This is a genomic window from Streptomyces sp. NPDC015532 (assembly GCF_043078065.1).
Lineage (GTDB): Bacteria > Actinomycetota > Actinomycetes > Streptomycetales > Streptomycetaceae > Streptomyces.
This window is the reverse complement of the sequence record NZ_JBIBSY010000001.1, coordinates 1087751-1113352: the sequence shown is the minus strand read 5'-3', so window position 1 is coordinate 1113352 and position 25602 is coordinate 1087751. Positions and strand designations below refer to the sequence as shown.

General features: G+C 71.6%; 19 protein-coding genes and 1 pseudogene. 8 read left to right on the top strand and 12 right to left on the bottom strand.

Annotated elements, in window-relative coordinates:
* Positions 1-25: 25 nt before the first annotated feature.
* The 9 genes from murG to rsmH form a co-directional block, all read right to left on the bottom strand.
* Complete coding sequence (gene murG, locus ACF07B_RS04705; RefSeq protein ID WP_392177721.1) at positions 26-1117, bottom strand: undecaprenyldiphospho-muramoylpentapeptide beta-N-acetylglucosaminyltransferase; 1092 nt, start codon at positions 1115-1117, stop codon at positions 26-28.
* 6 nt (positions 1118-1123) lie between these two features.
* On the bottom strand, positions 1124-2482 hold the full coding sequence (gene ftsW, locus ACF07B_RS04700; protein ID WP_369485210.1) for a putative lipid II flippase FtsW: 1359 nt from the start codon (positions 2480-2482) through the stop codon (positions 1124-1126).
* 68 nt (positions 2483-2550) lie between these two features.
* The gene (gene murD, locus ACF07B_RS04695; protein WP_392177720.1) at positions 2551-3978 is read right to left on the bottom strand and encodes a UDP-N-acetylmuramoyl-L-alanine--D-glutamate ligase; all 1428 of its coding nucleotides are present in this window, start codon (positions 3976-3978) and stop codon (positions 2551-2553) included.
* On the bottom strand, positions 3960-5030 hold the full coding sequence (mraY, locus tag ACF07B_RS04690; protein WP_362402037.1) for a phospho-N-acetylmuramoyl-pentapeptide-transferase: 1071 nt from the start codon (positions 5028-5030) through the stop codon (positions 3960-3962). Before mraY ends, murD begins: the two co-directional genes overlap by 19 nt.
* Positions 5030-6436 (bottom strand): UDP-N-acetylmuramoyl-tripeptide--D-alanyl-D-alanine ligase, encoded by a 1407-nt coding sequence (gene murF, locus ACF07B_RS04685; protein ID WP_369485206.1) that lies wholly within the window; start codon positions 6434-6436, stop codon positions 5030-5032. Before murF ends, mraY begins: the two co-directional genes overlap by 1 nt.
* Before the next feature lie 4 nt (positions 6437-6440).
* A complete protein-coding gene (locus tag ACF07B_RS04680) occupies positions 6441-8108 on the bottom strand; it encodes a UDP-N-acetylmuramoyl-L-alanyl-D-glutamate--2,6-diaminopimelate ligase (RefSeq protein WP_392177719.1) in 1668 nt (555 codons plus the stop codon).
* A gap of 57 nt (positions 8109-8165) precedes the next feature.
* Entirely contained in the window at positions 8166-10118 is a 1953-nt protein-coding gene (locus ACF07B_RS04675; RefSeq protein ID WP_392177718.1) for a peptidoglycan D,D-transpeptidase FtsI family protein, read from the bottom strand.
* 5 nt (positions 10119-10123) lie between these two features.
* Positions 10124-10636, bottom strand: a complete 513-nt coding sequence (locus tag ACF07B_RS04670; RefSeq protein ID WP_369483883.1) for a septum formation initiator family protein — start codon at positions 10634-10636, stop codon at positions 10124-10126.
* A gap of 215 nt (positions 10637-10851) precedes the next feature.
* Positions 10852-11859, bottom strand: a complete 1008-nt coding sequence (gene rsmH, locus ACF07B_RS04665; protein WP_362401917.1) for a 16S rRNA (cytosine(1402)-N(4))-methyltransferase RsmH — start codon at positions 11857-11859, stop codon at positions 10852-10854.
* Between the two features lie 426 nt (positions 11860-12285).
* Between rsmH and ACF07B_RS04660 the strand changes: the two genes are divergently transcribed.
* The 4 genes from ACF07B_RS04660 (at position 12286) to ACF07B_RS04645 (ending at position 17879) form a co-directional block, all read left to right on the top strand.
* Entirely contained in the window at positions 12286-12834 is a 549-nt protein-coding gene (locus tag ACF07B_RS04660; protein WP_369483882.1) for a beta-class carbonic anhydrase, read from the top strand.
* 262 nt (positions 12835-13096) lie between these two features.
* Positions 13097-14131, top strand: a complete 1035-nt coding sequence (locus tag ACF07B_RS04655; protein WP_362401922.1) for a MoxR family ATPase — start codon at positions 13097-13099, stop codon at positions 14129-14131.
* The gene (locus tag ACF07B_RS04650) at positions 14131-15492 is read left to right on the top strand and encodes a DUF58 domain-containing protein (RefSeq protein WP_392177717.1); all 1362 of its coding nucleotides are present in this window, start codon (positions 14131-14133) and stop codon (positions 15490-15492) included. Before ACF07B_RS04655 ends, ACF07B_RS04650 begins: the two co-directional genes overlap by 1 nt.
* Complete coding sequence (locus ACF07B_RS04645; RefSeq protein ID WP_392177716.1) at positions 15489-17879, top strand: DUF3488 and DUF4129 domain-containing transglutaminase family protein; 2391 nt, start codon at positions 15489-15491, stop codon at positions 17877-17879. The genes ACF07B_RS04650 and ACF07B_RS04645 overlap by 4 nt, the downstream gene beginning before the upstream one ends.
* Positions 17880-18331: 452 nt before the next feature.
* Here the strand turns inward: ACF07B_RS04645 and ACF07B_RS04640 are convergent, their stop codons facing one another.
* The 3 genes and pseudogenes from ACF07B_RS04640 to ACF07B_RS04630 form a co-directional block, all read right to left on the bottom strand.
* Complete coding sequence (locus tag ACF07B_RS04640; RefSeq protein WP_392177715.1) at positions 18332-18730, bottom strand: DUF3040 domain-containing protein; 399 nt, start codon at positions 18728-18730, stop codon at positions 18332-18334.
* A 272-nt stretch (positions 18731-19002) separates the two neighbouring features.
* On the bottom strand, positions 19003-19773 hold the full coding sequence (locus ACF07B_RS04635; RefSeq protein WP_392177714.1) for a class I SAM-dependent methyltransferase: 771 nt from the start codon (positions 19771-19773) through the stop codon (positions 19003-19005).
* Positions 19774-20099: 326 nt separating this feature from the next.
* Positions 20100-20663, bottom strand: a pseudogene (locus tag ACF07B_RS04630) (SAV_6107 family HEPN domain-containing protein); the annotation flags it as partial.
* Between the two features lie 175 nt (positions 20664-20838).
* On the opposite strand from ACF07B_RS04630, the gene ACF07B_RS04625 reads away from it, so the two are divergent.
* The 4 genes from ACF07B_RS04625 (at position 20839) to ACF07B_RS04610 (ending at position 25588) form a co-directional block, all read left to right on the top strand.
* Entirely contained in the window at positions 20839-21810 is a 972-nt protein-coding gene (locus ACF07B_RS04625; protein WP_392177713.1) for an ATP-binding cassette domain-containing protein, read from the top strand.
* Entirely contained in the window at positions 21797-23881 is a 2085-nt protein-coding gene (locus ACF07B_RS04620; RefSeq protein ID WP_392177712.1) for a YhgE/Pip family protein, read from the top strand. Before ACF07B_RS04625 ends, ACF07B_RS04620 begins: the two co-directional genes overlap by 14 nt.
* Positions 23882-23916: 35 nt before the next feature.
* On the top strand, positions 23917-24546 hold the full coding sequence (locus ACF07B_RS04615) for a TetR/AcrR family transcriptional regulator (protein ID WP_369483874.1): 630 nt from the start codon (positions 23917-23919) through the stop codon (positions 24544-24546).
* 403 nt (positions 24547-24949) lie between these two features.
* The gene (locus tag ACF07B_RS04610; RefSeq protein WP_392177711.1) at positions 24950-25588 is read left to right on the top strand and encodes a DUF4126 domain-containing protein; all 639 of its coding nucleotides are present in this window, start codon (positions 24950-24952) and stop codon (positions 25586-25588) included.
* The last annotated feature ends 14 nt before the right edge of the window (positions 25589-25602 follow it).

The window sequence follows — 25602 nt, the reverse complement described above, 5'->3', positions numbered from 1 at the left end:
GCTCCCTGCCTTCCCTCATGCGGTCCTAGTGATGGCGTGAGGCGATCGCCTCGTACACCATGCCGACGAGCAGGTCGTCGGCGTCGCGCCGGCCGAACTCGCTGGCGGCGACGGACATCTCGTACAGCCGGTGCGGGTCGGCGAGCACGGGCAGCACGTTCTGCTGCACCCACTGCGGGGTCAGTTCCGCGTCGTCCACCAGCAGTCCGCCGCCGGCCTTGACCAGCGGCTGGGCGTTCAGCCGCTGTTCGCCGTTGCCGATGGGCAGCGGGACGTAGGCGGCGGGCAGTCCGACGGCGGAGAGTTCGGCGACGGTCATCGCGCCCGCGCGGCAGAGCATCATGTCGGCCGCGGCGTACGCGAGATCCATCCGGTCCACGTACGGTACCGGGATGTACGGGGGCATCCCCGGCATCTGGTGCACCTGCGGCAGTTCGTTCTTCGGGCCGACCGCGTGCAGGATCTGGATTCCGGCCTGCTGGAGGTACGGAGCCGCCTGCTGGACCACCTCGTTGAGGCGGCGGGCGCCCTGCGAGCCGCCCGACACGAGCAGCGTCGGCAGGTTGGGGTCGAGCCCGAACGCGGCGCGCGCCTCGGGCCGTACGGCGGCACGGTCGAGGGTGGCGATGGAGCGGCGCAGCGGGATACCGATGTAACGGGCCCCGCGGAGCTTGCTGTCGGGCGTGGAGACGGCCACCTGGGCCGCGTACCGCGATCCGATCTTGTTGGCGAGGCCGGGGCGGGCGTTGGCCTCGTGGACGATGATCGGCACGCCGAGGCGCTTGGCCGCCAGGTAGCCGGGCAGGGCCACATAGCCGCCGAAGCCGACGACCGCGTCCGCCTTGGTCCGCTCCATGATCTGCTCGACGGCCTTGATCGTGCCGCGCAGCCGTCCCGGGACGGTGATCAGTTCGGGGGTGGGCTTGCGCGGCAGCGGTACGGCCGGGATCAGCGCCAGTTCGTAGCCGCGCTCGGGTACGAGCCGGGTCTCGAGTCCGCGTTCCGTGCCCAGGGCCGTGATTCCCACGGTCGGGTCCTGCCTGCGCAGGGCATCCGCGAGGGCGAGCGCGGGCTCGATGTGGCCGGCGGTCCCCCCGCCGGCGAGTACGACATGCACCGAAATTCACCGCTCTCCGGACGAACGCGCCGCAGAGGCACGCCGTCGCATCGTGTTCCATCTCCGGGGCCCCGCGGCCCTTGCGGACTCTCTCACCGCACCCCGCTTTCTGCCAAAGCGGGGTTGCCGCATCGCGAGAGCCGCCCGCGCAGCGGGGTCCTCACGCGCGAAGGCGATCAGCAACCCGATGGCGAACATGGTCGGCAGCAGGGCGGAACCCCCGTAGGAGAACAGCGGGAGCGGGACACCGGCGATCGGCAGCAGACCGAGCACCGCACCGATGTTGATCACGGCCTGGGCCGTGATCCAGGTGGTCACGCCTCCCGCGGCATACCTCACGAAGGGGTCCTCCGTGCGTCCGGCCACGCGGATACCCGCATAGCCTAGAGCCGCGAACAGGGCGAGCACCGACAGCGTCCCCGCGAGGCCCAGTTCCTCCCCGGTGATGGCGAAGATGAAGTCGGTGTGCGCTTCGGGCAGTTGGCCCCATTTCTCCACACTGGCGCCGAGGCCGGAGCCGAAGAGCCCGCCGGAGGCGAGGGCGTAGATGCCGTGCACGGCCTGCCAGCAGGTGTCGTGCGGCCCCGGTTCGGTCGCACCGATGCAGGCCAGCCTGGACATGCGGTTGGGGCTCGTCTTGATGAGGAGGAAGCCGATCGCCAGGGCGACGGACAGTACGCCCACGAACAGCCGGGTGGGCGCCCCGGCCAGCCACAGCAGCCCGAACAGGATGGCCGTGAGGATGATCGCCGTGCCCATGTCGCCGCCCAGCATGATCAGGCCGAGCAGCATGAAGGCGGCGGGCACGAGCGGCACCAGCATGTGCTTCCACTGGGTCAGCAGCCGCTTGTCCTGTTTGCGGGCGAGCAGATCGGCTCCCCAGAGCACGAGCGCCAGCTTGCCGAACTCGCTGGGCTGGATCTGGAACGAGCCGCCCAGCGAGATCCAGTTCTGGTTGCCGTTGACCGAGAGCCCTATCCCGGGCACCTGCACCAGAGCCATCATGAAGACGGCGCCCGCCAGGATCGGGTAGGCCAGCGCCCGGTGCAGTTTCACCGGCATCCGGGAGGCGGCGAACAGCAGCACGCCGCCGATCAGGGCGGCCAGGGCCTGCTTGCGGAAGAAGTACGACCCGGGCAGCGAGAGCTGGAGCGCCGTGATCTGCGAGGCCGAGTAGACCATCACGAGCCCCAGCACGGTGATCAGCAGGCTGCCGCCCAGGATCAGGTAGTACGCGGTCAGCGGCCGGTCCCAGGCCTTGCGCGCACGCAGGTAGAGACGGCGTACGGGGTTGTCCCGCGGCACCCCGGCGGCGGGACGGCCGGCCCGCCGCGCGGGAGGGCGTCCGGTGCGGCTAGTCGGCATCGGAGTCTTTGGTCCACAGCGACGTCACGCGTCCGTCCCTCCCTGGTTCGCCCGGCCAGGCAACCGGGTCAGGCGCCGAGTTCGCGGACCGCCTCCGCGAACGCGTCACCGCGCTTGTTGTAGTTGGCGAACATGTCCATCGACGCACAGGCCGGGGCCAGCAGCACCGTGTCCCCGGGCTCGGCGAGCCTCCTGGCCTCCTGGACAGCCGCGAGCATCGCCCCAGTGTCGGTCCGGTCGAGGTCGACGACCGGTACCTCGGGGGCGTGTCGCGCCAGGGCTTCACGGATCAGCGCGCGGTCCGCGCCGATCAGGACGACGCCGCGCAGCCGCTTCGCCGACCGGGCGACGAGCTCGTCGAAGGCCGCGCCCTTGGCGAGCCCCCCGGCGATCCACACGATCGACTCGTAGGCCGCCAAGGAGGCTTCCGCGGCATGCGTGTTGGTGGCCTTGGAGTCGTCGACGTAGGCGACCCGGTCCACATCGGCCACGTGCGCGATGCGGTGCGCGTCCGGGGTGAAGTCCCGCAGTCCGTCCCGTACGGCCCGGGGAGGCACCCCGAAGGCACGCGCGAGGGCCGCCGCGGCAAGGGCGTTGGCGATGTTGTGCGGGGCGGGCGGAGTGACGTCGGAGACCTCCGCCAGCTCCTGGGCGTTCTTGTGCCGGTTCTCGACGAAGGCGCGGTCGACCAGGATGCCGTCCACGACGCCGAGTTGGGAGGGCCCCGGGGCGCCGAGGGTGAAGCCGACGGCGCGGCAGCCCTCCTCGACGTCCGCGGCGCGCACCAGGTCCTCGGTGGCCTTGTCGGCCACGTTGTAGACGCACGCGACACGATTGCCCTCGTAGATACGGCCCTTGTCGGCGGCGTACGCCTCCATGGAGCCGTGCCAGTCGAGATGGTCGGGCGCGAGGTTCAGCACGGCCCCGGAGTGGGCGCGCAGCGAGGGCGCCCAGTGGAGCTGGTAGCTGGAGAGTTCGACCGCGAGGACGTCGTACCGCTCCTCGCCGAGGACGGCGTCGAGGAGGGAGACGCCGATGTTCCCGACCGCCGCCGTGCGCAGGCCCGCCGCCTTCAGGATGGAGGCGAGCATCTGGACGGTGGTGGTCTTGCCGTTGGTGCCGGTGACCGCGAGCCAGGGGGCCGGCTCCCTGCCGTCCAGCCCCCGCAGCCGCCAGGCGAGTTCGACGTCGCCCCAGACGGGGACGCCCGCCTCGGCGGCCGCGGTGAACAGCGGCTTGTCCGGCTGCCAGCCGGGCGCGGTCACGATGAGTTCGGTGCCCTCGGGCAGGGTCGCGCCGTCACCGAGGCGCACGGTGACGCCGAGCGCCTCCAGGTCCGCGGCCTGCGCGCGGGCCCGTTCGTCGTCGCCGTCGTTGACGACCGTGACGAGCGCCCCGAGGCCGTGCAGGACCTTGGCCGCCGGGATTCCCGATACGCCGAGGCCGGCGACGGTGACGTGCTTCCCCTGCCAGTTGGTCACTTCTTGGCTGCCCATCCCGCGTAGAAGAGGCCGAGTCCGACGATCACGCAGATGCCCTGGATGATCCAGAACCGGACCACCACCAGGACTTCGGACCAGCCCTTGAGTTCGAAGTGGTGCTGAAGCGGGGCCATGCGGAAGACACGCTTCCCGGTCAGCTTGAAGGAGCCGACCTGGATGACCACCGACATGGTGATGAGGACGAACAGGCCGCCCATGATGGCCACCAGCAGCTCGGTGCGGGAGAGGATGGCCAGGCCGGTGAGGACACCGCCGAGGGCGAGCGAACCCGTGTCACCCATGAAGATCTTGGCCGGCGACGTGTTCCACCACAGGAAGCCCAGGCAGGCACCCATCAGGGCGGAGGCCACCACGGCCAGGTCGAGCGGATCGCGCACCTCGTAGCAGGCACCCGGGTTGGTCAGGGTCGTCGCGTTGGCGCACGACTCCTGGAACTGCCAGACCCCGATGAACGTGTAAGCGCCGAAGACGAGGACGGAGGCGCCGGTGGCCAGACCGTCCAGACCGTCGGTCAGGTTCACGCCGTTCGACATCGCGAGGATCATGAACAGCGCCCAGATCACGAACAGCACCGGGCCGATCTTCCAGCCGAAGTCGGTGATGAACGACAGCTTGGTGGAAGCCGGGGTGTTGCCTCGGTTGTCGGGGAACATCAGGGCCAGCACCGCGAAGGAGATGCCGACGATCAGCTGTCCTGCCATCTTCGCCTTGGCCCGCAGACCGAGCGAACGACGCTTGACGATCTTGATGTAGTCGTCCAGGAAGCCGACCATGCCCATGCCGAACATCAGGCCGAGGACCAGCAGACCCGAGTAGGTCGGCGCGTAACCGGTGATGAGCTTGCTCAGGAAGTAGGCGGCGATCGTCGCCAGGATGAAGGCGATACCACCCATGGTCGGCGTACCGCGCTTGCTGGCGTGCTCGCGCGGGCCGTCGTCGCGGATGTACTGGCCGTAGCCCTTCTTGGCCAGCAGCTTGATCAGCAGCGGAGTGCCGGCCAGGGTCAGGAAAAGACCGAGGACTCCCGCGAACAGGATCTGCTTCATCATCGGGCGGAAACCTCACCCTCGGTACCGTCGGCGAGCAGCGCGAGCGCCACCCGTTCCAGCCCGACGGACCTGGACGCCTTCACGAGCACGACGTCCCCTGGGCGCAGCTCGCTGCGCAACAGGTCGACAGCCGCCTGTGCGTCGGACACGTGCACCGACTCCTCACCCCACGAACCCTCGTTATATGCGCCCAGTTGCAGCCAGGACGCTTCCCTGCCCCCGACCGCGACGAGCTTGCCGACATTGAGCCGGACGGCAAGCCGTCCGACCGCGTCGTGCTCGGCGAGCGCCTCGTCCCCGAGCTCGGCCATCTGACCGAGCACCGCCCACGTACGACGTCCCCTGCCCATTGCCGCGAGCGCGCGCAGGGCGGCCCGCATGGACTCGGGGTTCGCGTTGTAGGCGTCGTTGACGACCGTCACGCCGTCCGGGCGCTCGGTGACCTCCATCCGCCAGCGGGAGAGGGAGCCCGCCTCGGAGAGCGCGCGGGCGATCTCGTCTGCGGACAGGCCCAGCTCATGGGCGACGGCGGCCGCGGCGAGCGCGTTCGACACGTGGTGCTCACCGTACAGGCGCATGGTCACATCACTGCACCCGGAGGGTGTGCGAAGACTGAAGGAAGGCTGTCCGCTCTCCGTGAGCCGGACGTTCTCGGCCCGTACGTCCGCTTCGCCGGACTCTCCGAAGAGGATCACGCGCGCCTTCGTGCGCGACGCCATGGCGCGGACGAGGGGATCGTCGGCGTTCAGGATCGCGGCGCCGTCCTCGGGAAGGCTCTCGACGAGCTCGCCCTTTGCTTGCGCGATCTGTTCGCGGCCGCCGAACTCGCCGATGTGGGCGGTGCCGACGTTGAGGACGAGACCGATCCTCGGCGGGGTGAGCTCCGTCAGATAGCGGATGTGGCCGACGCCGCGGGCGCCCATCTCCAGCACGAGGAACTTCGTCTCCTCGGTGGCGCTGAGCGCGGTGAGCGGCAGTCCGATCTCGTTGTTGAGGGAACCGGGGGTGAAGACGGTCGGCGCCTTGCTCCGCAGCACCTGGGCGATCAGGTCCTTGGTGCTGGTCTTGCCCGCGGAGCCGGTGAGGGCCACGAGGGTCGCGCCGAGCCGTTCGACGACATGGCGGGCGAGGGCGCCGAGAGCCGTCTGCACGTCGTCGACGACGATGGCGGGCACGCCGACCGGGCGGGACGCCAGGACAGCCGCCGCGCCGGCCGCGATCACCGCCTCGGCGAAGTCGTGCCCGTCCACGCGTTCGCCGGCGAAGGCGACGAAGAGGCTGCCGGACTCCACTTCACGGGAGTCTCTGACGACCGGTCCGGTGACCTGTAGCTCCGGATCCGGTATGTCGTACGTCTGCCCGCCGACGACTGCTGCGATCTCGGCGAGAGAGAGGGCGATCACAAGTTCATCCCTGGGTCTGCTGGATAGCTTCGCGAAGCACCTGGCGGTCGTCGAAGGGACGCACCACCCCGGCGATGTCCTGGCCCTGCTCGTGGCCCTTGCCCGCGACCAGCACGGTGTCTCCCGGCTTTGCGCGCGCGACGACCGCGGCGATGGCGGCGGCCCGGTCCTCGAAGACCTGGACCTCGCCCCGCTCGTGGGCCGGTACCTCGGCGGCTCCCGCGAGCATGGTGGCGAGGATCGCGAGCGGGTCCTCGGAACGGGGGTTGTCGGAGGTGAGGACGGCGGTGTCGGCGAGCCGGGCCACGGCCGCGCCCATCGGCATCCGCTTGGTTCTGTCACGGTCGCCGCCGCAGCCGAGCACCACGTGCAGTCTGCCCTCGGTCACCTTGCGCAGGGCGCGCAGGACGGATTCGACGGCGTCCGTCTTGTGGGCGTAGTCCACGACGGCGAGATAGGGCTGGCCCTCGTCCACGCGCTCCAGCCGGCCCGGGACCCCCGGGACGGCGGCGATGCCGTCGGCCGCGGTCTGCGGGTCGATCCCGGCGGCCGCGAGGGCGACGATCGCGGCGAGGGCGTTCGCCACGTTGAAGGGGCCGGCGAGCGGCGAGCGGGCGGTGACCCGCTCGCCCTTGGGGCCGACCGCGGTGAACGTCGAGTCCATCGGGCCGACCTCGACCTCCTCGGCGCGCCAGTCGGCGTCCGGGTGGCCCTCGGCGGAGAAGGTGACGACGGGGACGGTGGCCTCCCCGGCGAGCCTGCGGCCGTACTCGTCATCGAGGTTCACGACGCCGAGCCGGCTGCGCCTGGCGGTGAACAGCTGGGCCTTGGCCTGGAAGTAGTCCTCCATGCCCGTGTGGAACTCCATGTGTTCCGGGCTGAGGTTGTTGAAGACGGCGACGTCGAAGACGCAGCCGTCGACGCGGCCGAGGACCAGCGCGTGGCTGGAGACCTCCATCGCCACGGAGTCGACCCCGCGCTCGCGCATGACGGCGAACAGGGCCTGGAGGTCGGTGGCTTCGGGTGTGGTGCGCTCGGACTTGATGCGCTCGTCGCCGATGCGCATCTCGACCGTGCCGATCAGGCCGGTGGAGCGGACCGATTTCAGGCCGCCCTCGACGAGGTAGGCCGTCGTGGTCTTGCCGGAGGTGCCCGTGATGCCGATCTGCAGGAGATCGCGCCCCGGGTGGCCGTAGATGGTGGCCGCCAGCTCTCCCATCGATCCGCGCGGGTTCTCCACGACGAGGACCGGCAGACCGGTGGCCGCGGCGCGGTCGGCGCCGGTCGGGTCGGTGAGCACGGCGACGGCTCCGAGGCCGGCCGCCTGGGTCACGAAGTCGGCTCCGTGCAGACGCGCGCCGGGCAGGGCGGCGTACACGTCGCCGGGCCGCACCGCCCGGGAGTCATGGGTGATGCCCGTGACCCCGGTGTCGCTCGCCGGCCTCTCGGCGCCCAGCTGATCGGCCAGCTCCGCGATGGGGGTGGCGGAGACGTGAACCGGACGCGGCGGCCCCGGATATGTCACAGGGACGCCCTTCTGGGTGGTTTGGGACTGATCAGCTTGTGGCACGGCGGTGAGCGTACCGGGCTCACCCCCGCCGGTGCGAAGCGAGGGCGCGGACGGGGTGCGCGGGGAGGGCTGGTTCCCGGGGTCCGGGGTGATCGTTGTCACGAGTGGTTCCTGGTCCGTTGTGCGTGGGGGCTGATCACGGCGTGCGGTCGGAGGCGGTCACGGCTTGAACTCCACGGGCAGATGGGCGGCGGGCGCGCCGGTGGGCGGGACCTGAAGGGTCTTCAGGGCGAACTCCATCACCTGCTTGAACACGGGTCCGCAGATCTGGCCGCCGTAGTAGCTGCCCTTCGTGGCGTTCTGGATCGCGCAGTAGACGGTGACGCGGGGCTTGTCCGCGGGGGCGAACCCGGCGAAGGAGGAGGTGTAGCCGTGGTACTTCCCGGTGGCCGGATCCACGCGGTTGGCCGTACCCGTCTTGCCCGCGACCCGGTACCCGGGGATGCGCGCCTTGATGCCGGTGCCCTGCTTGTCGTCCACCACGGACTCCAGCATCTGGGCGAGTGTCTTCGCCGTCTTCTCGCTCACGACCCGGTTCTTCCTCGGCTCGGCGGCGGGGGTGAAGCGGCCGTCGGGCCCCTTCGTTCCGCGCACGAGGGTCGGCTCGACGCGGACTCCGCCGTTGGCGATCGTCGAGTAGACGGAGGCCGCCTGCATCGCGTTGATCGACACGCCCTGGCCGAAAGGGATCGTGTACTGCTGCGAGGTCGACCACTTGTCGGCGGGGGCGAGGATGCCCGCCGTCTCGCCCGGGAAACGGAGCCCGGTGGGGCTGCCGATGCCGAACTTGCGCAGATACGAGTAGAGGACCTGGTTGGCCTGTTTCTGGGTCTTCCCGAGCTGGCCGGTCGCCAGGATGGTGCCGATGTTGCTGGACATGGCGAGCACGCCGTTGAGCGTGAGGTTCCAGGTCTTGTGGTCGACGTCGTCCTGGAAGAGCCGGTCGCCGCGGTGCAGCCGGTTGGGCACGACCACATGGGTCCCGGGGGTCGCCGCGTTCTCCTGGAGGACGGCGGCCATCGACATCAGCTTGGCGGTGGAGCCGGGCTCGTACGCGTCCTGGAGGGCCGCGTTGCCCATGGCCGCCGCGTTGGCCTGGGTGAGGTCGTTGGGGTCGAAGCCGGGCGCGTTGGCCATCGCGAGGATCTGGCCGGTCCTCGTGTCCTGCACTATCACGTAGCCGCGGTCCGCCCTGGACTTCTTCACCTGCTCGGAGATGGCGTCCTGCGCGGCCCACTGGATGTCCCGGTCGATGGTGAGCTCCACGTCGGAACCGGCCACCGCCGGTGTCTCGGTGGAACCCACGGTCGGCACCTGACGGCCTCCGGACTGGGCGTAGCGGATCTTGCCGTCCTTGCCGGTGAGTTCCTTGTTCAGCTGCTGCTCGACACCGCCGCCGCCCTTGCCGTCGGCGTTGACCCAGCCCAGTATCCCGGCGGCGAGGTCGCCGTTCGGGTACACGCGCTTGCTGGCCGGTACCGCGAGGACGCCGGCGAGGACGTTGACCGTGCTCCGGTCGGTCTCGGCCTTGGCTCCCAGCGTGCTCTTCAGATCCTTGATCTGCTGCCAGACCTGGGGGGTGCGGCGGTGCGCGAGGAGCGTGTAGCGGGTGTTCCTCGTCCGCAGTTTCCTGGCGACGGTGTCCACGTCCTGGCCGATGATCGGACCGAGGAGGGCGGCTGCCTGTTCGGGGGCGTCCCCCACCTTCGTGGCCTCGCGCGTGAACATCGTCGGGTCCGCGGTGATGTCGTACGCGTCCACGCTCGTCGCCAGTTCGACGCCGTCCCGGTCGGTGATCCCGCCGCGCTCGGCGGCCAGGGTGCGCCCGACGTAGCGGTTCTGTTCGGCCTTGGCGGCGTAGGTGCCCGCGTCCACGGCCTGCACCTGAAGCAGCCGTACGACGAACGCGATCATCACCAGCGTCAGGGCGAGGCTGACCATGCGCAGCCGGGGGCGCGGGCTGCCGAGCCGGATGAGACGTGGGCCGTCGGAGCGGTTCGCGGCCGGGCGGCGTACCGGGCCGGCGCCCGGCCCGGGACGGTTCCGGCCGGCGGGGCGCGCGGGCCTGGCGGGGCCGGGCACCCGGCGGCGCGGCGGTTCCCTGTCGGACACTTCCGTCACCTGCCAGGGGTCGTGGAGGGCTGTGTGGACGCTCCCGCGGAGCGCTGCCGCGCGCCGGTCGCCGGGCCCGTGGCCCGGCTCGGGGTGCGGGCCGGGGCGGGGGCGAGAACCTCGGGCGGGGGGACCATCGGGGCGCGCGCGGCGGAGCCGGCGGCTCCGGGAACGCCCTTGACCTTGCCGTCGGGGCCGAGGAAGGCGGGATCACCGCCGGGGACCATGCCGAGTTCGCGGGCGCGGCGCTGGAGGGCGTCGGGGGCCGAGTAGGCGTCCACGTCCCGCTGGAGTGCCTGCTCCTCGTCGGTCAGGCTCTTGGTCTCCTTCTGGAGGTCGTCGAGGCGGAACGCGCCTTCGCTGAGCGCCGAGTTCAGCACGAGGAGCCCGATGAGGCCGCCGCCGAGGAGCAGGACGACCAGGAGGACGAAGGGGGTGCGGGCGGCCTGCCCGGCCCCGGTCGGAAGGAGCCGGGCGAGCCGGGCGGCCCGCCCCCTGAGTTCGGGTCTGCCGCTCACGCGCCCTCCCTGTGGCTCCGGTGCGCCGCCTTCACGGCCGCTCCATGGGTCCGGTTCCCCTACTCACGAAACCGCCGTGCGTCCGGTTCCCGGACCCGGGGAACCGGCGCCGGTCCGGATGCCCCGTCCCCGCCGTCCGGTGGGTCCGGGAAACGGGCCCACGGCGTGGCACGAGCCCGGGTGTCCGCCTCACGGCCCCTCCTTGTCCCCGCGCCTCACTCGGCGGACTCCTCGCGGATGCGCTCCGCTCCCCGCAGCCGGGCGGGGGCGGCCCGCCGGTTCTCGGCGACCTCTTCCTCGGTGGGAAGTTCGGCACCGCGGGTCAGGAGCTTGAGCCGGGGCTGGTAGCGCTCGGGGACGACCGGCAGTCCGGGCGGCGCGGTGTTGGCGGCGCCGGCCGCGAACACCTGCTTGACCAGGCGGTCCTCCAGCGAGTGGTACGACAGCACGGCGATGCGGCCGCCGACGGCGAGGGACTTCACGGCCGCGGGAATCGCCCTCTCCAGGACGCTCAGTTCGCCGTTGACCTCGATGCGCAGCGCCTGGAAGGTGCGCTTGGCGGGATTGCCGCCGGTGCGCTTGGCCGCCTGGGGCAGCGCGTCACGGATCAGCTCGACGAGCCGCGCGCTGTTGGTGAAGGGCTCCTTCTCGCGTTCGCGCGCGACCGCGGAGACGATCCGCTTGGCCTGCTTCTCCTCGCCGTACGCCCGCAGGATCCGCACCAGTTCGCCCGGCGGGTAGGTGTTGAGCACCTCGGCGGCGCTCATGCCGGTCGTCTGGTCCATGCGCATGTCGAGCGGGGCGTCCTGCGCGTACGCGAACCCCCGGTCGGCCTCGTCGAGTTGCATGGACGAGACACCGAGGTCGAACAGCACGCCCTGGACGCGCGGGATGTCCAGGCGGTCGAGCACGTCGGGCAGTTCGTCGTAGACGGCGTGCACCAGGGCGGCCCGGTCACCGTAGGGGGCGAGCCGCTCTCCGGAGAGGCGCAGCGCCTCCTTGTCACGGTCCAGGGCGACGAGCCGCACTCCGGGGAAGCGGGTGAGCAGTGCCTCGCTGTGACCGCCGAGCCCGAGCGTGCAGTCGACGACCACGGCTCCCGGCTCGGCGAGGGCCGGGGCCAGCATGTCCAGGCACCGCCGGAGCATGACCGGGACGTGTCGGCTCTGTCCCTCCGGTCGCCCGCTGTCACCCTCGTCGGGAAGCGCTTCGCGCCCTTTCATTCCGGGCCCTCTCAGGTCCGGCGCCGCCGTACGCACCGCCGGGTCCCCACCCGCTCGGGAAGGGGAGGCCTGCCGGCGCCGGATGAATGGCGTCAGCCGACCGGGAGCAGGAGGAGGCCGAGCCGTACGTACGCGCCGCGCACGCGGGGAAACTCCGGAAAGTCGCCGGGTCTCCTGGGGAAAACTGTCCAACGGGGAGAGCCTCGCCTCCCGCTTCGCGTCACTTTAGTCCACGGTGTCGCGCGGTCAACCAACTGGCATGCGCGTCGCGGACGGCGCTCGGACCGAAGCCGCGGATCAGGAAGAATCACCCGAACGGGCAGGCCGTCACCGCCCGTGTGGATTACCTCACAACAAGCCGCGATGACATTCTTTGTCCCCTCTCACAACAGGCCCGGCCCATGCGTGACCAGTAACGTCACAGGTATGTCGACTTCCGCATCCGTTCCCGCCGAACCCGAAGACGTCATAGACGGGGAGCCCTCGGTCACCGACCGACTCGTCGACGCCAACGGGAAATACGCCGCCGCCTTCTCCGACCCGGGAATGGACGCCCGCCCCGTGCTGCGCGTCGCCGTGGTCGCGTGTATGGACGCCCGCCTCGACCTGCACGCCGCGCTCGGCCTGCAACTGGGCGACTGCCACACCATCCGCAACGCGGGCGGCGTGGTCACCGACGACGTGATCCGCTCCCTCACCATCAGTCAGCGCGCCCTCGGCACCCGCAGCGTCGCCCTCATCCACCACACCGGCTGCGGCCTGGAGTCCCTCACGGAGGAGTTCCGGCACGACCTGGAGATGGAGGTCGGCCAGCGCCCCGCGTGGGCGGTCGAGGCCTTCCGGGACGTCGAGCAGGACGTACGGCAGTCGATGCAGCGCGTCCGCACGTCCCCTTTTCTCGTGCACACCGACGACGTACGCGGCTTCGTCTTCGACGTCACGACGGGTCTGCTGCGGGAGATCGACCCCTCCTGACGGGTCCCGCAGGAGCCCCCGGTCGCCGGTCCTCCGCAGCTCGTGGGACCCTCTCTGCACCAAAACCCCGGCCGTCCGGTGCCCAAAGAGCCGTAAGAACTGACATATCGCGGCCACTTGTCCACAGGCGGATGACACGAACCGGTAACGGCAACAAGAATGCGGGTGTGGCGTCACGCGGAACCTTTCGCGCGTGGTGCCCGTGTTTCGGGGTGGGCCGGTCCGCACAGGGCGTCGGCCCGAACGGGCCTAGGAGGGCCGGGTGACGACCTATGACGATCGAGCGAGCCTCACGGATCTGACCGCCACTGCGGAGCGTGTCCGCAGTTCGGTGGAAGGAGTGATCGAAGGCAAGCCTGAGGTCGTACGGCTTTCGCTGACCGTGCTGCTCGCCGAGGGCCATCTTCTGATCGAGGATGTCCCCGGCGTCGGCAAGACCATGCTCGCCAAGGCACTGGCGCGTTCCATCGACTGTTCGGTACGGCGCATCCAGTTCACGCCCGACCTGCTGCCCTCGGACATCACGGGTGTGTCGATCTGGGACCAGCAGCGCCGGGACTTCGAGTTCAAGCCGGGCGCGATCTTCGCGCAGATCGTGATCGGCGACGAGATCAACCGCGCCTCGCCCAAGACGCAGTCCGCGCTCCTGGAGTCGATGGAGGAGCGCCAGGTCACCATCGACGGGCAGACCTACGAGCTGCCCAGCCCGTTCATGGTGGTGGCCACCCAGAACCCGGTCGAGATGGAGGGCACCTATCCTCTGCCGGAGGCCCAGCGCGACCGCTTCATGGCCCGTGTCTCCATCGGCTACCCCAGCGCGGAAGCCGAACTGCAGATGCTGGACATCCACGGCGGCGCGAGCCCGCTGGACGACCTCCAGCCGGTCGCCCACGCGCACGACATCGTGAAGCTGATCGACGCGGTCCGCACCGTCCATGTCGCCGACCCGGTGCGCCGCTACGCGGTGGACCTCGTGGCGGCCACGCGCACCCACCCCGACCTGAGACTCGGCGCCTCACCGCGTGCCACGCTGCATCTGCTGCGCGCGGCGAAGGCGTCCGCCGCTCTCAGCGGCCGGGAGTTCGCGCTGCCGGACGACGTGCAGGCGCTCGCCGTCGCGGTCCTGGCCCACCGCCTGCTGCCCACGGCCCAGGCGCAGTTGAACCGCCGCTCGTCCGAACAGGTCGTGCAGGAGATCCTCCAGCGCACCCCGGTGCCCGCCGCTCCCCAGCAGTCCGGTCTCTCGATGGGCCGGGGCGCGCCCACCTACGGACAGCAACCGCCCCGGAGGCTGTGATGACGCAGGCGAGCACGGGGCCCACCGCCGAGGACATGGGCGGGCTGCGCACCACGCTCGCCGGCCTCACCACACGCGGCCGCTCGTTCCTGGCCGCCGGAGTGGCCGCCGCGATCTGCGCGTTCGTCCTGGGGCAGAGCGATCTGCTCCGGGTCGGCCTGCTCCTCGCACTGCTGCCCCTGTTCTGCGCGGCCGTGCTGTACCGCACCCGCTACCGGGTCGCGGGCAGTCGCAGGCTCTCTCCCGCGCGCGTGCCCGCGGGCTCCGAGGCCCGCGTGCATCTGCGGATGGACAACATCTCGCGGCTGCCCACCGGGCTGCTGATGCTCCAGGACAAGGTGCCGTACGTCCTCGGTCCGCGGCCCCGCTTCGTGCTGGACCGGGTGGAGGCGGGCGGTCGCCGCGAGGTGTCCTACCGCGTGCGCTCGGACCTGCGCGGCCGCTATCCGCTGGGCCCGCTGCAACTGCGGCTGACCGACGCGTTCGGCATGTGCGAGCTGACCCGCTCCTTCTCGGCGTACGACACCCTGACCGTCATACCCCGCGTGGAGGCGCTCCCGCCCGTGCGGCTGACCGGTGAGGCGAAGGGGTACGGCGAAGGGCGGCAGCGCTCGCTCGCCCTGGCCGGCGAGGACGACATCATTCCGCGCGGGTACCGCTACGGCGACGACCTGCGCCGTGTGCACTGGCGGCTGACCGCCCGCTACGGCGAGCTGATGGTCCGCCGCGAGGAACAGCCCCAGCGCTCCCGCTGCACCGTGCTGCTGGACACCCGGGGCATCGCCTTCCAGGGCGCGGGACCCGACTCGGCCTTCGAATGGGCGGTCTCGGGAACGGCGTCCACGCTGCTGCACATGCTCGAACGGGGCTTCTCGGTACGCCTTCTGACGGACACCGGCAGTTCGGTGCCCGGCGAGGGCTCCGACGGGTTCGCGGGCACGAGCCAGGAGTCGGCGGACGCGGCGGGCACGATGATGGACACCCTCGCCGTCGTCGACCACTCGGACGGCACGGGCCTGTCCCGGGCGTACGAGGTGCTGCGCGGCGGCAACGAGGGACTGCTGATCGCCTTCCTCGGCGATCTCGACGAGGAGCAGGCGACCGTGCTCGGCAAGATGCGCCAGCGCAGCGGCGGGGCCGTCGCGTTTCTGCTGGACAGTGACTCCTGGGTGCGGGATCCGGCCGCGGTTGCCGGCCCGTCGGACGAGGGCACGGACCCGCTGCGCATGCTGCGCGAGGCGGGCTGGACCGCCGTGAAGGTGCCGCGGGGGGCGTCGCTCGCCGGCCTGTGGCGCGAGGCGGACCATCAGCGCACGCATGTGGCGTCGACGGGGACTACCGCGGGGGATGGTGGCGTATGAGCGGGCGGGCCCGGCTGGCGCTGTGGGCGGCGGCGGCCACACTGATGACGTCCTGCGCGATGCTGCCACTGGTGAGCCCGGCGACGTGGATCTTCCAGGCGGCGTTCCTGCTGACCGTGCAGACCGGTGTCGGGGCGCTGACCCGGCGGGTCCCGCTGGCCCGGCCACTGACCGTGGCGACGCAGGCGCTGGTGACGCTGATGCTGCTGACGCTGGTCTTCGCCCGGCAGGAGGCCCTCGCCGGGATCGTCCCCGGGCCCGAGGCCTTCCAGCACTTCTCGGCACTGCTGCGGGCGGGCGCCGACGACATCGGCAGGTACTCGATCCCGGCTCCGCTGTCGGACGGGATCCGGCTGATGGTGGTCGGCGGCGTCCTGGTGATCGGGCTCGTGGTGGACACCCTCGCGGTGACCTACCGCAGCGCCGCGCCCGCCGGCCTTCCGCTGCTCGCCCTGTACTCGGTCGCCGCGGGCCTCTCCAACGGTGGCGCCGCCGGGCTGTGGTTCCTGCTCGCGGCGGCCGGCTATCTGATGCTGCTGCTGTCCGAGGGCCGGGACCGGCTCTCGCAGTGGGGCCGCGTCTTCGGCGGAGCGGCCCGGACACCCGGCCCCGAGTCCGCGAGCGGTGTCGTCGCGCGCGTCCGCTTCGGGCGGCGGATCGGGGCGGTCGCGGTGCTCGCCGCCCTGTTCGTGCCGTTCGCGCTGCCCGGGATCGACGGCGGCCTGCTGGACGGCGCCGGCCGGGGCATCGGCAACGGCACCGGGGGCGGCGGCACCATCGCCGCGGTCAACCCGCTGGTCTCGCTCCGCGACAGCCTGAACGTGGACGAGGACCGCACGGTCATGACGTACCGCACGGACACCGCGGACACACAGAACCTCTATCTGCGGATCGTCTCGCTGGACGACTTCGACGGCACGGCGTGGAAGCCGGCGCAGCGCCACATCGTGGACGTGCCGAAGACGTTCCCGGCGCCGATCGGTCTGGACGGCCAGGTCAAGCGGGCGACGATCCGGACCCGGATCGCGGCGGCCGACTGGTACGCGCAGGACTGGCTGCCGATGCCGTATCCGGTCAGCACGGTGGACATCAGCGGCAACTGGCGTTACGAACCCGTGGGGCGCACCCTCGTCGGCGACCACGGACAGAACACCCGTGGCGTGCGGTACGAGGTCACGAGCCTGATGGTGGAGCCGACGGCGCAGCAACTGGCGAACGCCCCGGAGGCCTCGCCCGCGATGCGGCGCGAGTACACCAAGGTTCCGAGGTCGCTGCCCGCGGTGGTGTCGAAGACGGCCCGCAAGGTCACCGCGGGCTCGGCCAACCACTACGAGCAGGCGGTCAAGCTCCAGGACTACTTCGCGGTCAGCGGCGACTTCCGGTACAACACCCAGGTGCAGGCCGGCAGCGGCTCCGCCGCGATCGCGAACTTCCTGAAGGAGAAGGAGGGTTTCTGCGTCCACTTCTCCTTCGCGATGGCCTCGATGGCGCGCACCCTCGGGATTCCGGCCCGCGTGGCGGTCGGCTTCACGGCGGGGACCCCGCAGGCGGACGGTTCGATGGCGGTGGGGCTGCGGGACGCGCACGCCTGGCCCGAGCTGTACTTCGAGGGCGTGGGCTGGACCCGTTTCGAGCCGACCCCGAGCCGGGGTTCGGTGCCGTCGTACACCCAGACGAACACGCCGGGCGAGATCGAGTCCGCGGCCCCGAAGCCGACGTTCTCGACGTCCGCGGCGCCCTCGGCCGAGGCGTCGGCGAGCGAGAGCTGCTCGTCCCGGCTGCGGAAGCTGGCGGCCTGCCCGGACCAGTCCGCCGCGGCGGCGCTCGGTCCCGAGGAGGACGACTGGCCCTGGACGATGATCCTCGTCGTGACGCTGGCCGGCCTCCTGATCCCGGGCCTGCTGCTGTCGCCCATGCTGTGGCGGACGCGGGTACGGGCGGTCCGGCTCGGCGGCCACGGCCGCACCGAGGCGGACGTGGCGGCGTACACGCTGGGGGCCTGGTCGGAGGTGACCGATACCGCGTGGGACTACGGGATCGGGCCGACGGAGTCGCAGACACCGAGGAAGGCCGCCGAGCGGATCGTCAGGCTCGGGGAACTGGACCCGGAGACCGAGGCGGCGGTGCACCGGCTGGCCGCGGCCGTGGAGCAGGTTCTCTACGCTCCGCGCCCCCGGCCGGTGGCGGGCCTCGCGAACGACGCGCGCCGCGTCGGGGAGTCCTTCAGGACGTCCGCGAGCCGTCCCGCGCGCCTGCGTGCGCTCTTCCTCCCCCGTTCGGCCGTCCGGGTGATCTGGATGGCCTCGGCCTCCTGGACGGCTCTGGGAACCCGGCTGTCCGCCCGTCGGCAGGCACTGCTCCACCGCCCGTCGCGCCAGAACGGCTGAGGCGGACCGGGCCCGTGCCCCTCTCCAGGCCGGAGCGTTTCCCGGCCTGGCGGGGGCGGCCCTGCCGGGGCGGTCCCGGCGGTTCCGGCAGGGCCGAGGGCGGCCCTGAGTCTCGGTCAGACCTGACCGAGGCCCGGTCCGAGGAGCCGGGCCCCACGACAGCCGGTCCGGCGGACACCAAGGGGCGAAGACCCGACCCTCCGGGGCGGCGCTTCGGGCCGGCCCGGCGGGCTCGCGCCCAGGGGCAGGCCCTTCAAGGGCAGGCGCTTCGAGGCAGGCCCTTCGAGGGTGGTTCTTCGAGGGTGGTGCTTCGAGCGGCCGAAGCCCGGAAGGGCCGGGGCTTCGAGGGGCCGGTCCTTCCGGGCTTCTGCCGTACATACGCGTGAAGGGGCGTCCACCCGGATGCGGGTGGACGCCCCTCACGCGTATGTCTGCGGCGCGAAGCCGGAGGCTCAGTTGCCGCCCTGTTCGTCGCGACGACGCTGCCAGCGCTGTTCGATGCGGTCCATCATGGAGCGGTGTTGCCGGGCCTGCCGACGAGCGGCGGGCGAGCCCGGCACGGTCGGCTGCTCACCGGGCTTGGGAGCCTTGCGCCAACCGGTGACGGCGAGCACCGCACAGCCCAGCATGACGAGGAAGCCCACCACGCTCAGCCAGATCTGAACCGCGACCATTCCAGCCATGAGGAGCGCGATACCAACCAGGAAGCCGACGACCGCCTGGTAGACCCGTCGCCGGGTGTACGTACGCAGCCCGCTTCCCTCAAGCGCTGTCGCGAACTTGGGATCTTCGGCGTACAGCGCTCGCTCCATCTGCTCGAGCATTCGCTGCTCGTGCTCCGAGAGCGGCACGGAGTCCTCCTCATCGTGCAGTCGCCGGGGCGACCGGGGGTCCCCTTCAGGATAGGCAGGGAATCGGCCCCGTGAAACCCGCCCTCTACGCCAATTCGCCGACCGGAACCCTTCACGGCGTCCCGATGCGCTGAGGCGTGCATTCCCCAGCGAACGGCCCGTCATGCCGGACGGTCTCCCCCGATCATACGGCGCCGAGCACTCGATCGGGTGGTCTGTGGCGTACTCCATGTGCCGCCAAGCCCCTGATCAGCGCCGCACCACGGGGGCGCTCAGTCCTCCGTGGCCCCCCGAGCCTCACCGAGCACATGGAGCTGTGTGGCCACGGAGTGGAAGGCGGTGAGCTCGGCCGCCGCGGCCTCCAGTTTCAGCAGGGCCTCCAGGGCACCCGGCTCGGTGTCCACCAGGACCCCCGGCACCAGGTCCGCGAAGACCCGTACGCCGTGCACGGCGGCGACGTGCAGGCCGGCGCCCGCGACCAGGGAGGTGAGCTGCTCGGCGGTGAACCGGTGCGGAACGGGATCACTCTCGCCCCAGCGTCCGTCCGGGTCGTCGAGCGCGTGCCGGGCCTCCTTGAAGTGCCCGGCGAGGGCGCGGGCCAGCACCGCGCCGCCCAAGCCCGCGGCCAGGAGGCTGAGCACGCCCTCGGGGCGCAGCGCGTCCACGACGTTGCGGACGCCCTCGGCCGGGTCGTCCACGTATTCCAGGACGCCGTGGCACAGCACGGCGTCGTAGCGGCCCCGTTCGACCACGTCGAAGAGGCCGTGGGCGTCGCCCTGGACACCCTGCACACGGTCGGCGACGTCGGCCTCGGCGGCACGCCGCTCCAGCGCGAACAGCGCGTTCGGGCTGGGGTCGACGACGGTGACACGGTGGCCGAGGCGGGCCACGGGCACGGCGAAGTTGCCACTGCCGCCGCCCGTGTCGAGTACGTCGAGCGACTCCCGCCCCGCGGCCTTGACCTGACGGTCCAGGGCGTCCTTGAGGACCTCCCAGACCACGGCGGTACGGAGAGAAGCGCGGGGGCGCATCGGGTCCGACACGGCAGTTGACTCCTCGGCGCGGCACCGCCTGTTGAACGGCGGAGCGATCTTCGGGCCTCCCGGCGGGGAGGCAGCAGGCGCCTCCACCCTATTGCCTCCGCCACCGTGACCGGCCCTCCGTCTCACGCGCGCCGGATCACGCGAGGCGCGCGCACCCGATCGCCTCGCGGCCGCCCGGGATTCCCTGCCCGTCAACCCGCGTCCGGAACCCCCCTGTCCGCGCCGTCCACCCGGTCCCGGCTCTGACCCCGGCCCTGGTCCGGGCTCTGGTCCCGGCTCCAGTCCGGACTCTGGTCCCGGCTCCAGTCCGGACTCTGGTCCCGGCTCCAGTCCGGACTCTGGTCCCGGCTCCAGTCCGGGCTCTGGTCCCGGTCTCCGTCCTGGCGCGGCTGGGGCAGCACGGGCTGCAACGCCAGCATCCGCTCGACCAGACGCAGGAACATGGCGACGTCGCGTATCAGGTCGTCGGCGTCGCGGGTCGTGGCCGCTCCCTGGATGCCGGCCTCCGCGCGGGCACGGCGGGTGGCCCCGGAGGCGAACAGCGCGCTCCACTCGGTCAGTTCGGGAGCGATCTCCGGGAGGACCTCCCAGGCGCTGCGGATCCGTGCTCTGCGCCGCGACGCGGGTTCCGGGCGGGCGCGCGCGGCGAGGACGGCGGCGGCGGTGCGCAGCGCGGCCAAGTGGGCCGTCGCGTAACGCTCGTTGGACGTCTCCAGTGCCGTCGCCTCGTCAAGTCCGGCACGGGCCTGGGAGAGCAGGTCGAGGGCGGCGGGCGGGGCCGTGGCCCGGCGGAGCACGGGGTGCACGTCGCCCGCCGGTCCGGTGGTCAGTGAGGGGGCAGGGCCGGGGGCGCGGCGCCGACGGGCGGCGGCTGCGGAAGAGCTGGCCATGACGAACCTCCTGTCGTCGTGTGACGGCACTGTGGCCGTATGTGCCCATCGTGCGGTATGCCACTGACAATCCGTTCTGACCTGCGCTTTTGCTTCGATCGCAAGTTCGGGTTAGTTTTTGCACTGACCAGTCAGTTCAAAAGTAGTTCGATGTGTTCCAGAGGATGGGGGAGCTGTGGACGGTCCGCACGGACTGCGCGTCACGGCCGAGGACTTCGGACTCCAAGGACCCCGCGGGTGGGCTTTCCGCGGGGTCCGTCTCGACGCGGAGCCCGGATCGCTCATCGCGATCGAGGGGCCGTCGGGATCCGGCCGCACCTGCCTGCTGCTCGCCCTCACGGGCCGGATGAAGGCCACCGAGGGGACGGCGGCCGTGGGTTCGGCACGGCTGCCGAGGCAACTGGCGGCGGTGCGCCGGACGAGCGCGCTCGCGCACGTTCCCGGCGTCACGGACCTCGACCCCGCGCTGACCGTCGGGGAGCACCTGCGCGAACGGGCCCTGCTCCAGCGGCGGTTCGGGGGTTCGCTGCGCGCCCTGCTGCGGCCTCGCGGGGAGCGGGCCGGAGAGACCGAGTCGCGGATCGGCGCCGCACTGGCCGCGGCCGGGTTCGACCCGGACACGCTGCCCAAGGGGCCGAGGACCGCCGTCCGCGATCTGGAACGGGTCGAGGCACTGCGGCTGTCCCTCGCGCTGGCCCTGATCAGCCGCCCACGGCTGCTCGGCGTCGACGACACCGACCTCAAGCTCTCGGACGCCGAACGGTCCGAGGTCTGGGCCCTGTTGACGTCCCTCACCGAGTCCGGAACGACGGTCGTGGCGGTGTGCAGCGAGGCTCCCGAGGGCGCCGTCGTCGTGTCCACCACACCGGCCGCCACGGCGAGGACCGCCGACGGAGAGGCCCCCGGCACCATCACGCCCGCCGAAGACGACGCCGACGCCGCCGGCACGGCCACCGCCACGGCCACAAGCACAGACGCGGACGCCGACGTGCAAGCCGACGCTGACGCAGACATCGACGCAAACAAAGACACCGCCACCGCCACCACCGCCGCCGACAGCGACAGCGACAGCGACAGCGACAGCGACAGCGACAGCGACAGCGACAGCGGGAACCCCGACAGGAAGACGGCCGATGCGCTCGCCTGAACTGGCCCTTCTCGAACTCCGCCGCTTCGGCCGGGGCAAGCTCCCGCGCGCCGCCCTGGTCGCGCTCCTGTTGCTGCCCCTGCTCTACGGCGCCCTGTACCTGTGGTCGTTCTGGGACCCGTACGGCCGTCTCGACCGCATCCCCGTGGCGCTGGTGAACGCCGACGAGGGAGCGACGGCCGACGGCCGCAGGGTCGCCGTCGGGGACACCATCACCGAGGGGCTGCGCGACAGCGGCACCTTCGAGTGGCACGAGGTGAGCCCGGCCGAGGCCCGCCGGGGCGTGGAGGACGGCACGTACTACCTGTCGCTGACCATGCCGGGCGACTTCAGCAGGAGGATCGCGTCCAGCTCCGGGACCTCCCCCGAGACGAGCGCGCTCCAGGTGCGGACCAACGACGCGAACAACTACATCGTCGGGCAGATCTCCCGCACCGTGTTCAGCGAGGTACGGACGGCCGCCTCAACGAAGGCCTCGCGTTCGTTCCTCGACAAGATCTTCATCTCGTTCTCGGACATCCACGGGAAGACCGTGCAGGCCGCCGACGGCGCCGACCGGCTCAACAGCGGCATCGGCAAGGCGAAGAAGGGCTCCAAGGATCTCGCCGACGGCCTGAAGGAGGCCAAGAAGGGCAGCGGGAAGCTCTCCGGGGGCCTCAGGAAACTCACCACGGGAGCGGGCGACCTGGAGGACGGTTCGCGGCAGGTCGCGGACGGCACCCGGGCGCTGGCCGACAAGGTCGACGGGGTCGCGGACAAGGTGGGCCCCTTCCTGGAGGACAACGAAAAGTCCATCGGCGACACGGCCCGGCTGGTCGCCGACTCCGCCGCGGGCATCCGCCACAACCTCGACACCCTGGTGAAGACCGCTCCGGCCGCGGCCAAGGGCGCGCGCACCGCTTCCGACGCGCTGAACGCCGTCCACCGCTCCCGGTGCGAGACCCTGCCGGTCCCCGACCCGGCGTGTCCCGAGCTGACGAAGGCCACGGAGGCCGCCGCGGACGTCCTCAAGGTCGCCGACGACGTGAACGCCCTGATCGGCGACCAGGACGGCGACCTCGTCGAACTGGACAAGAACCTGGCGACGCTGGAGAAGCAGGCGCGCGCCCTCGCCGCTCGCTCGCCGCATCTCGCCGAGGACCTCGACGACGCCGTCTCCAAGATCGACAAGCTGAACGAGGGGGCCGCCGCGGTCGCCAGGGGCTCGAAGCGGCTGCACTCCGGTCTCGGCACCGCCAGGACCGGCGCGGCGACCCTCGACAAGGGCGTCGGCCGGCTGAAGTCCGGTGCGGGCGACCTCGACGGCGGCCTGTACAAGCTCGTCGGCGGGTCCGGGAAGCTGGCGGGCGGCCTGCACGACGGCGCCGAGCGGATCCCCGACTACGACAAGCCCGACCGCGACCTGCGGACCGAGGTCATGGCCGACCCGGTGCGCATGGCCTCCAGGGACCTGCACAAGGCGCCCAACTACGGCACCGGTTTCGCCCCCTACTTCATCCCGCTGTCCCTGTGGGTCGGCGCGATGGTGGCGTACATGCTGATCCAGCCGCTGAACCGGCGCGCGCTCGCGGCGGGCGCCTCGGCGTGGCGCATCGCGCTGGCGGGCTGGCTGCCGGTCGTCGTCGTCGGCATCCTTCAGACGGCCGCCCTGATGGCGGTGCTGCACTGGGCGATCGGGCTCCAGATGGTCCGTGCTGCGGGAACGGTCGGCTTCCTGTTCCTGGTGACGGCCTGCTTCGCGGCGATCGTGCAGTGGCTGAACGCCCGTTTCGGAGCCGCGGGCCGGATCCTCGTCCTGGCCTTCCTGATGCTCCAGCTGACCTCGGCGGGCGGCACGTACCCCGTCCAGACCAGTCCGGGCTTCTTCAACGCGATCCACCCCTTCCTGCCGATGAGTTACGTCGTCGAGGCCCTCCGCAGGCTCATCACCGGCGGCGGCCTGGAGCCGGTAGGGACCGCCTGCGCCGTCCTGACGGCCTTCACGGTGGGCGCGCTGGCGCTCACCGCCCTGACGGCCCGCCGCAGGCAGGTGTGGACCCTCGACCGGCTGCATCCGGAGCTGAGCCTGTGACCACGCGCGCGGGTGCTCCTGTGACAATCGGAGCCATGGAAAGCAGCAGCACCACGGCGGCCGGTGGCAGCCGCCGCGAGGCGACCCGGCAGAAGCTCTACGAGGCGGCCGTCACCCTGATCGCCGAACAGGGCTTCTCCGCGACCACGGTGGACGAGATCGCCGAGCGGGCCGGGGTCGCGAAGGGCACGGTCTACTACAACTTCGCGAGCAAATCGGTCCTCTTCGAAGAGCTGCTGCGCCACGGCGTCGGGCTCCTCACCGCCTCGCTGCGGGAGGCGGCGGAGAAGACCGACCGGGACGGCGGCAGCAAGGTCGACGCACTGGACGCGATGATCCGGGCCGGGCTCGTCTTCATCAACCGCTATCCGGCGTTCACCCAGCTCTACGTGGCGGAGCTCTGGCGTACCAACCGGGCCTGGCAGTCCACCCTCATGGTGGTGCGGCAGCAGGCGGTGGCGGTCGTCGAGGACGTCCTGCGCGACGCGGTGGCGGGCGGGGAACTCAGCGACGAGATCGACATTCCGCTGACCGCGGCGGCCCTGGTCGGGATGGTCCTGGTGGCCGCCCTGGACTGGCAGGCCTTCCAGCCGGAGCGCTCCCTGGACGACGTCCACGCGGCACTGTCCCGGCTGCTCCAGGGGCGGGTGAGCGGCCACCGCTGAGACCCCGCGCACGGCCGGCTCCCCGCCGGCCGTGCCGCTTCGTCCCGTACGCGCGAAAGCGCCGGTACGGTCGGCCGCTTCCCCCGCGGGCCGTTCGTACCGGCGCTTTCGTCGTGCTCCCCCGTGCCCCCGTCGGGCCCCCGTTCGGTCGTCCCCCCGGGTTCCCCCGTGTCTCACTCCCGCCGAGCGGGTCGGCGGAAGGAGCGGCCAAGGGCGCGGGGTCCGTTCCGCCGCCCCGTGTCGGCGGTGCCGGAGCCGCGCCCCTTTCCGTGTCTCCACTCTGTCGTTCGCGCAGGTCGGACCCATCCGTGCGCCTACTCATCTCACCCGGTGAGTACGGATACTCAGACCTACGTGCTCAAGCCCAGGACGCCCCCGTCTCCCCCTGGTTACGATCCCCTCCGTGTCCGTACTCCCCCTGGTCTTCACCAGCGGCTGGGCCAGCGGCGTCAACGCGTACGCGGTCGTGCTGCTCCTCGGCCTGTTCGGCGCCACCGGGCTGAGCGACGACGTCCCGGAGGCCCTGCAACGCCCTGAGATCCTGATCACAGTCGGCGTTCTCTTCCTCTGCGAGGCGGTCGCCGACAAGATCCCGTACGTCGACTCGGTGTGGGACTCCGTGCACACCGTGATCCGGCCGGCGGCGGGCGCCTGGGTCGGGGCGCTGCTCGCCGGGCAGAGCGGTTCGGTCTCGGATCTGACGGCGGCCCTGCTCGGCGGTTCGACGGCGCTGGCGAGCCACACGGTCAAGGCCGGGACCCGGATGGCGATCAACACCTCGCCGGAGCCCTTCAGCAACATCGCCGTGAGCACCGTCGAGGATCTCGGGGTCGCGGGCGTCGTCACGCTGGCGGTCTTTCATCCCTGGGCCGCGGCGGTCGTGGCCGGCGTCCTGCTCTTCACCGGGCTCGCGGTGCTCTGCTTCGTCCTCTCGCGCATCAGACGGTTCCTGCGCCGCCGGGCGCAGCGCCGGGAGGAGCGGCGGACGGCGGCGGTGGCGGGGCAGCCGCCCGACGGGGCGCAGCGCGCGGAAGGCGACTGACGGGACTGTCGGCG

Bases quoted from the DNA above. Each gene is read 5' to 3' on its own strand.
- ftsW (WP_369485210.1), bottom strand. From the start codon at position 2,482: ATGCCGACTAGCCGCACCGGACGCCCTCCCGCGCGGCGGGCCGGCCGT.
- murD (WP_392177720.1), bottom strand. From the start codon at position 3,978: ATGGGCAGCCAAGAAGTGACCAACTGGCAGGGGAAGCACGTCACCGTC.
- mraY (WP_362402037.1), bottom strand. From the start codon at position 5,030: ATGAAGCAGATCCTGTTCGCGGGAGTCCTCGGTCTTTTCCTGACCCTG.
- rsmH (WP_362401917.1), bottom strand. From the start codon at position 11,859: ATGAAAGGGCGCGAAGCGCTTCCCGACGAGGGTGACAGCGGGCGACCG.
- ACF07B_RS04660 (WP_369483882.1), top strand. From the start codon at position 12,286: ATGTCGACTTCCGCATCCGTTCCCGCCGAACCCGAAGACGTCATAGAC.
- ACF07B_RS04650 (WP_392177717.1), top strand. From the start codon at position 14,131: ATGACGCAGGCGAGCACGGGGCCCACCGCCGAGGACATGGGCGGGCTG.
- ACF07B_RS04645 (WP_392177716.1), top strand. From the start codon at position 15,489: ATGAGCGGGCGGGCCCGGCTGGCGCTGTGGGCGGCGGCGGCCACACTG.
- ACF07B_RS04620 (WP_392177712.1), top strand. From the start codon at position 21,797: ATGCGCTCGCCTGAACTGGCCCTTCTCGAACTCCGCCGCTTCGGCCGG.
- ACF07B_RS04615 (WP_369483874.1), top strand. From the start codon at position 23,917: ATGGAAAGCAGCAGCACCACGGCGGCCGGTGGCAGCCGCCGCGAGGCG.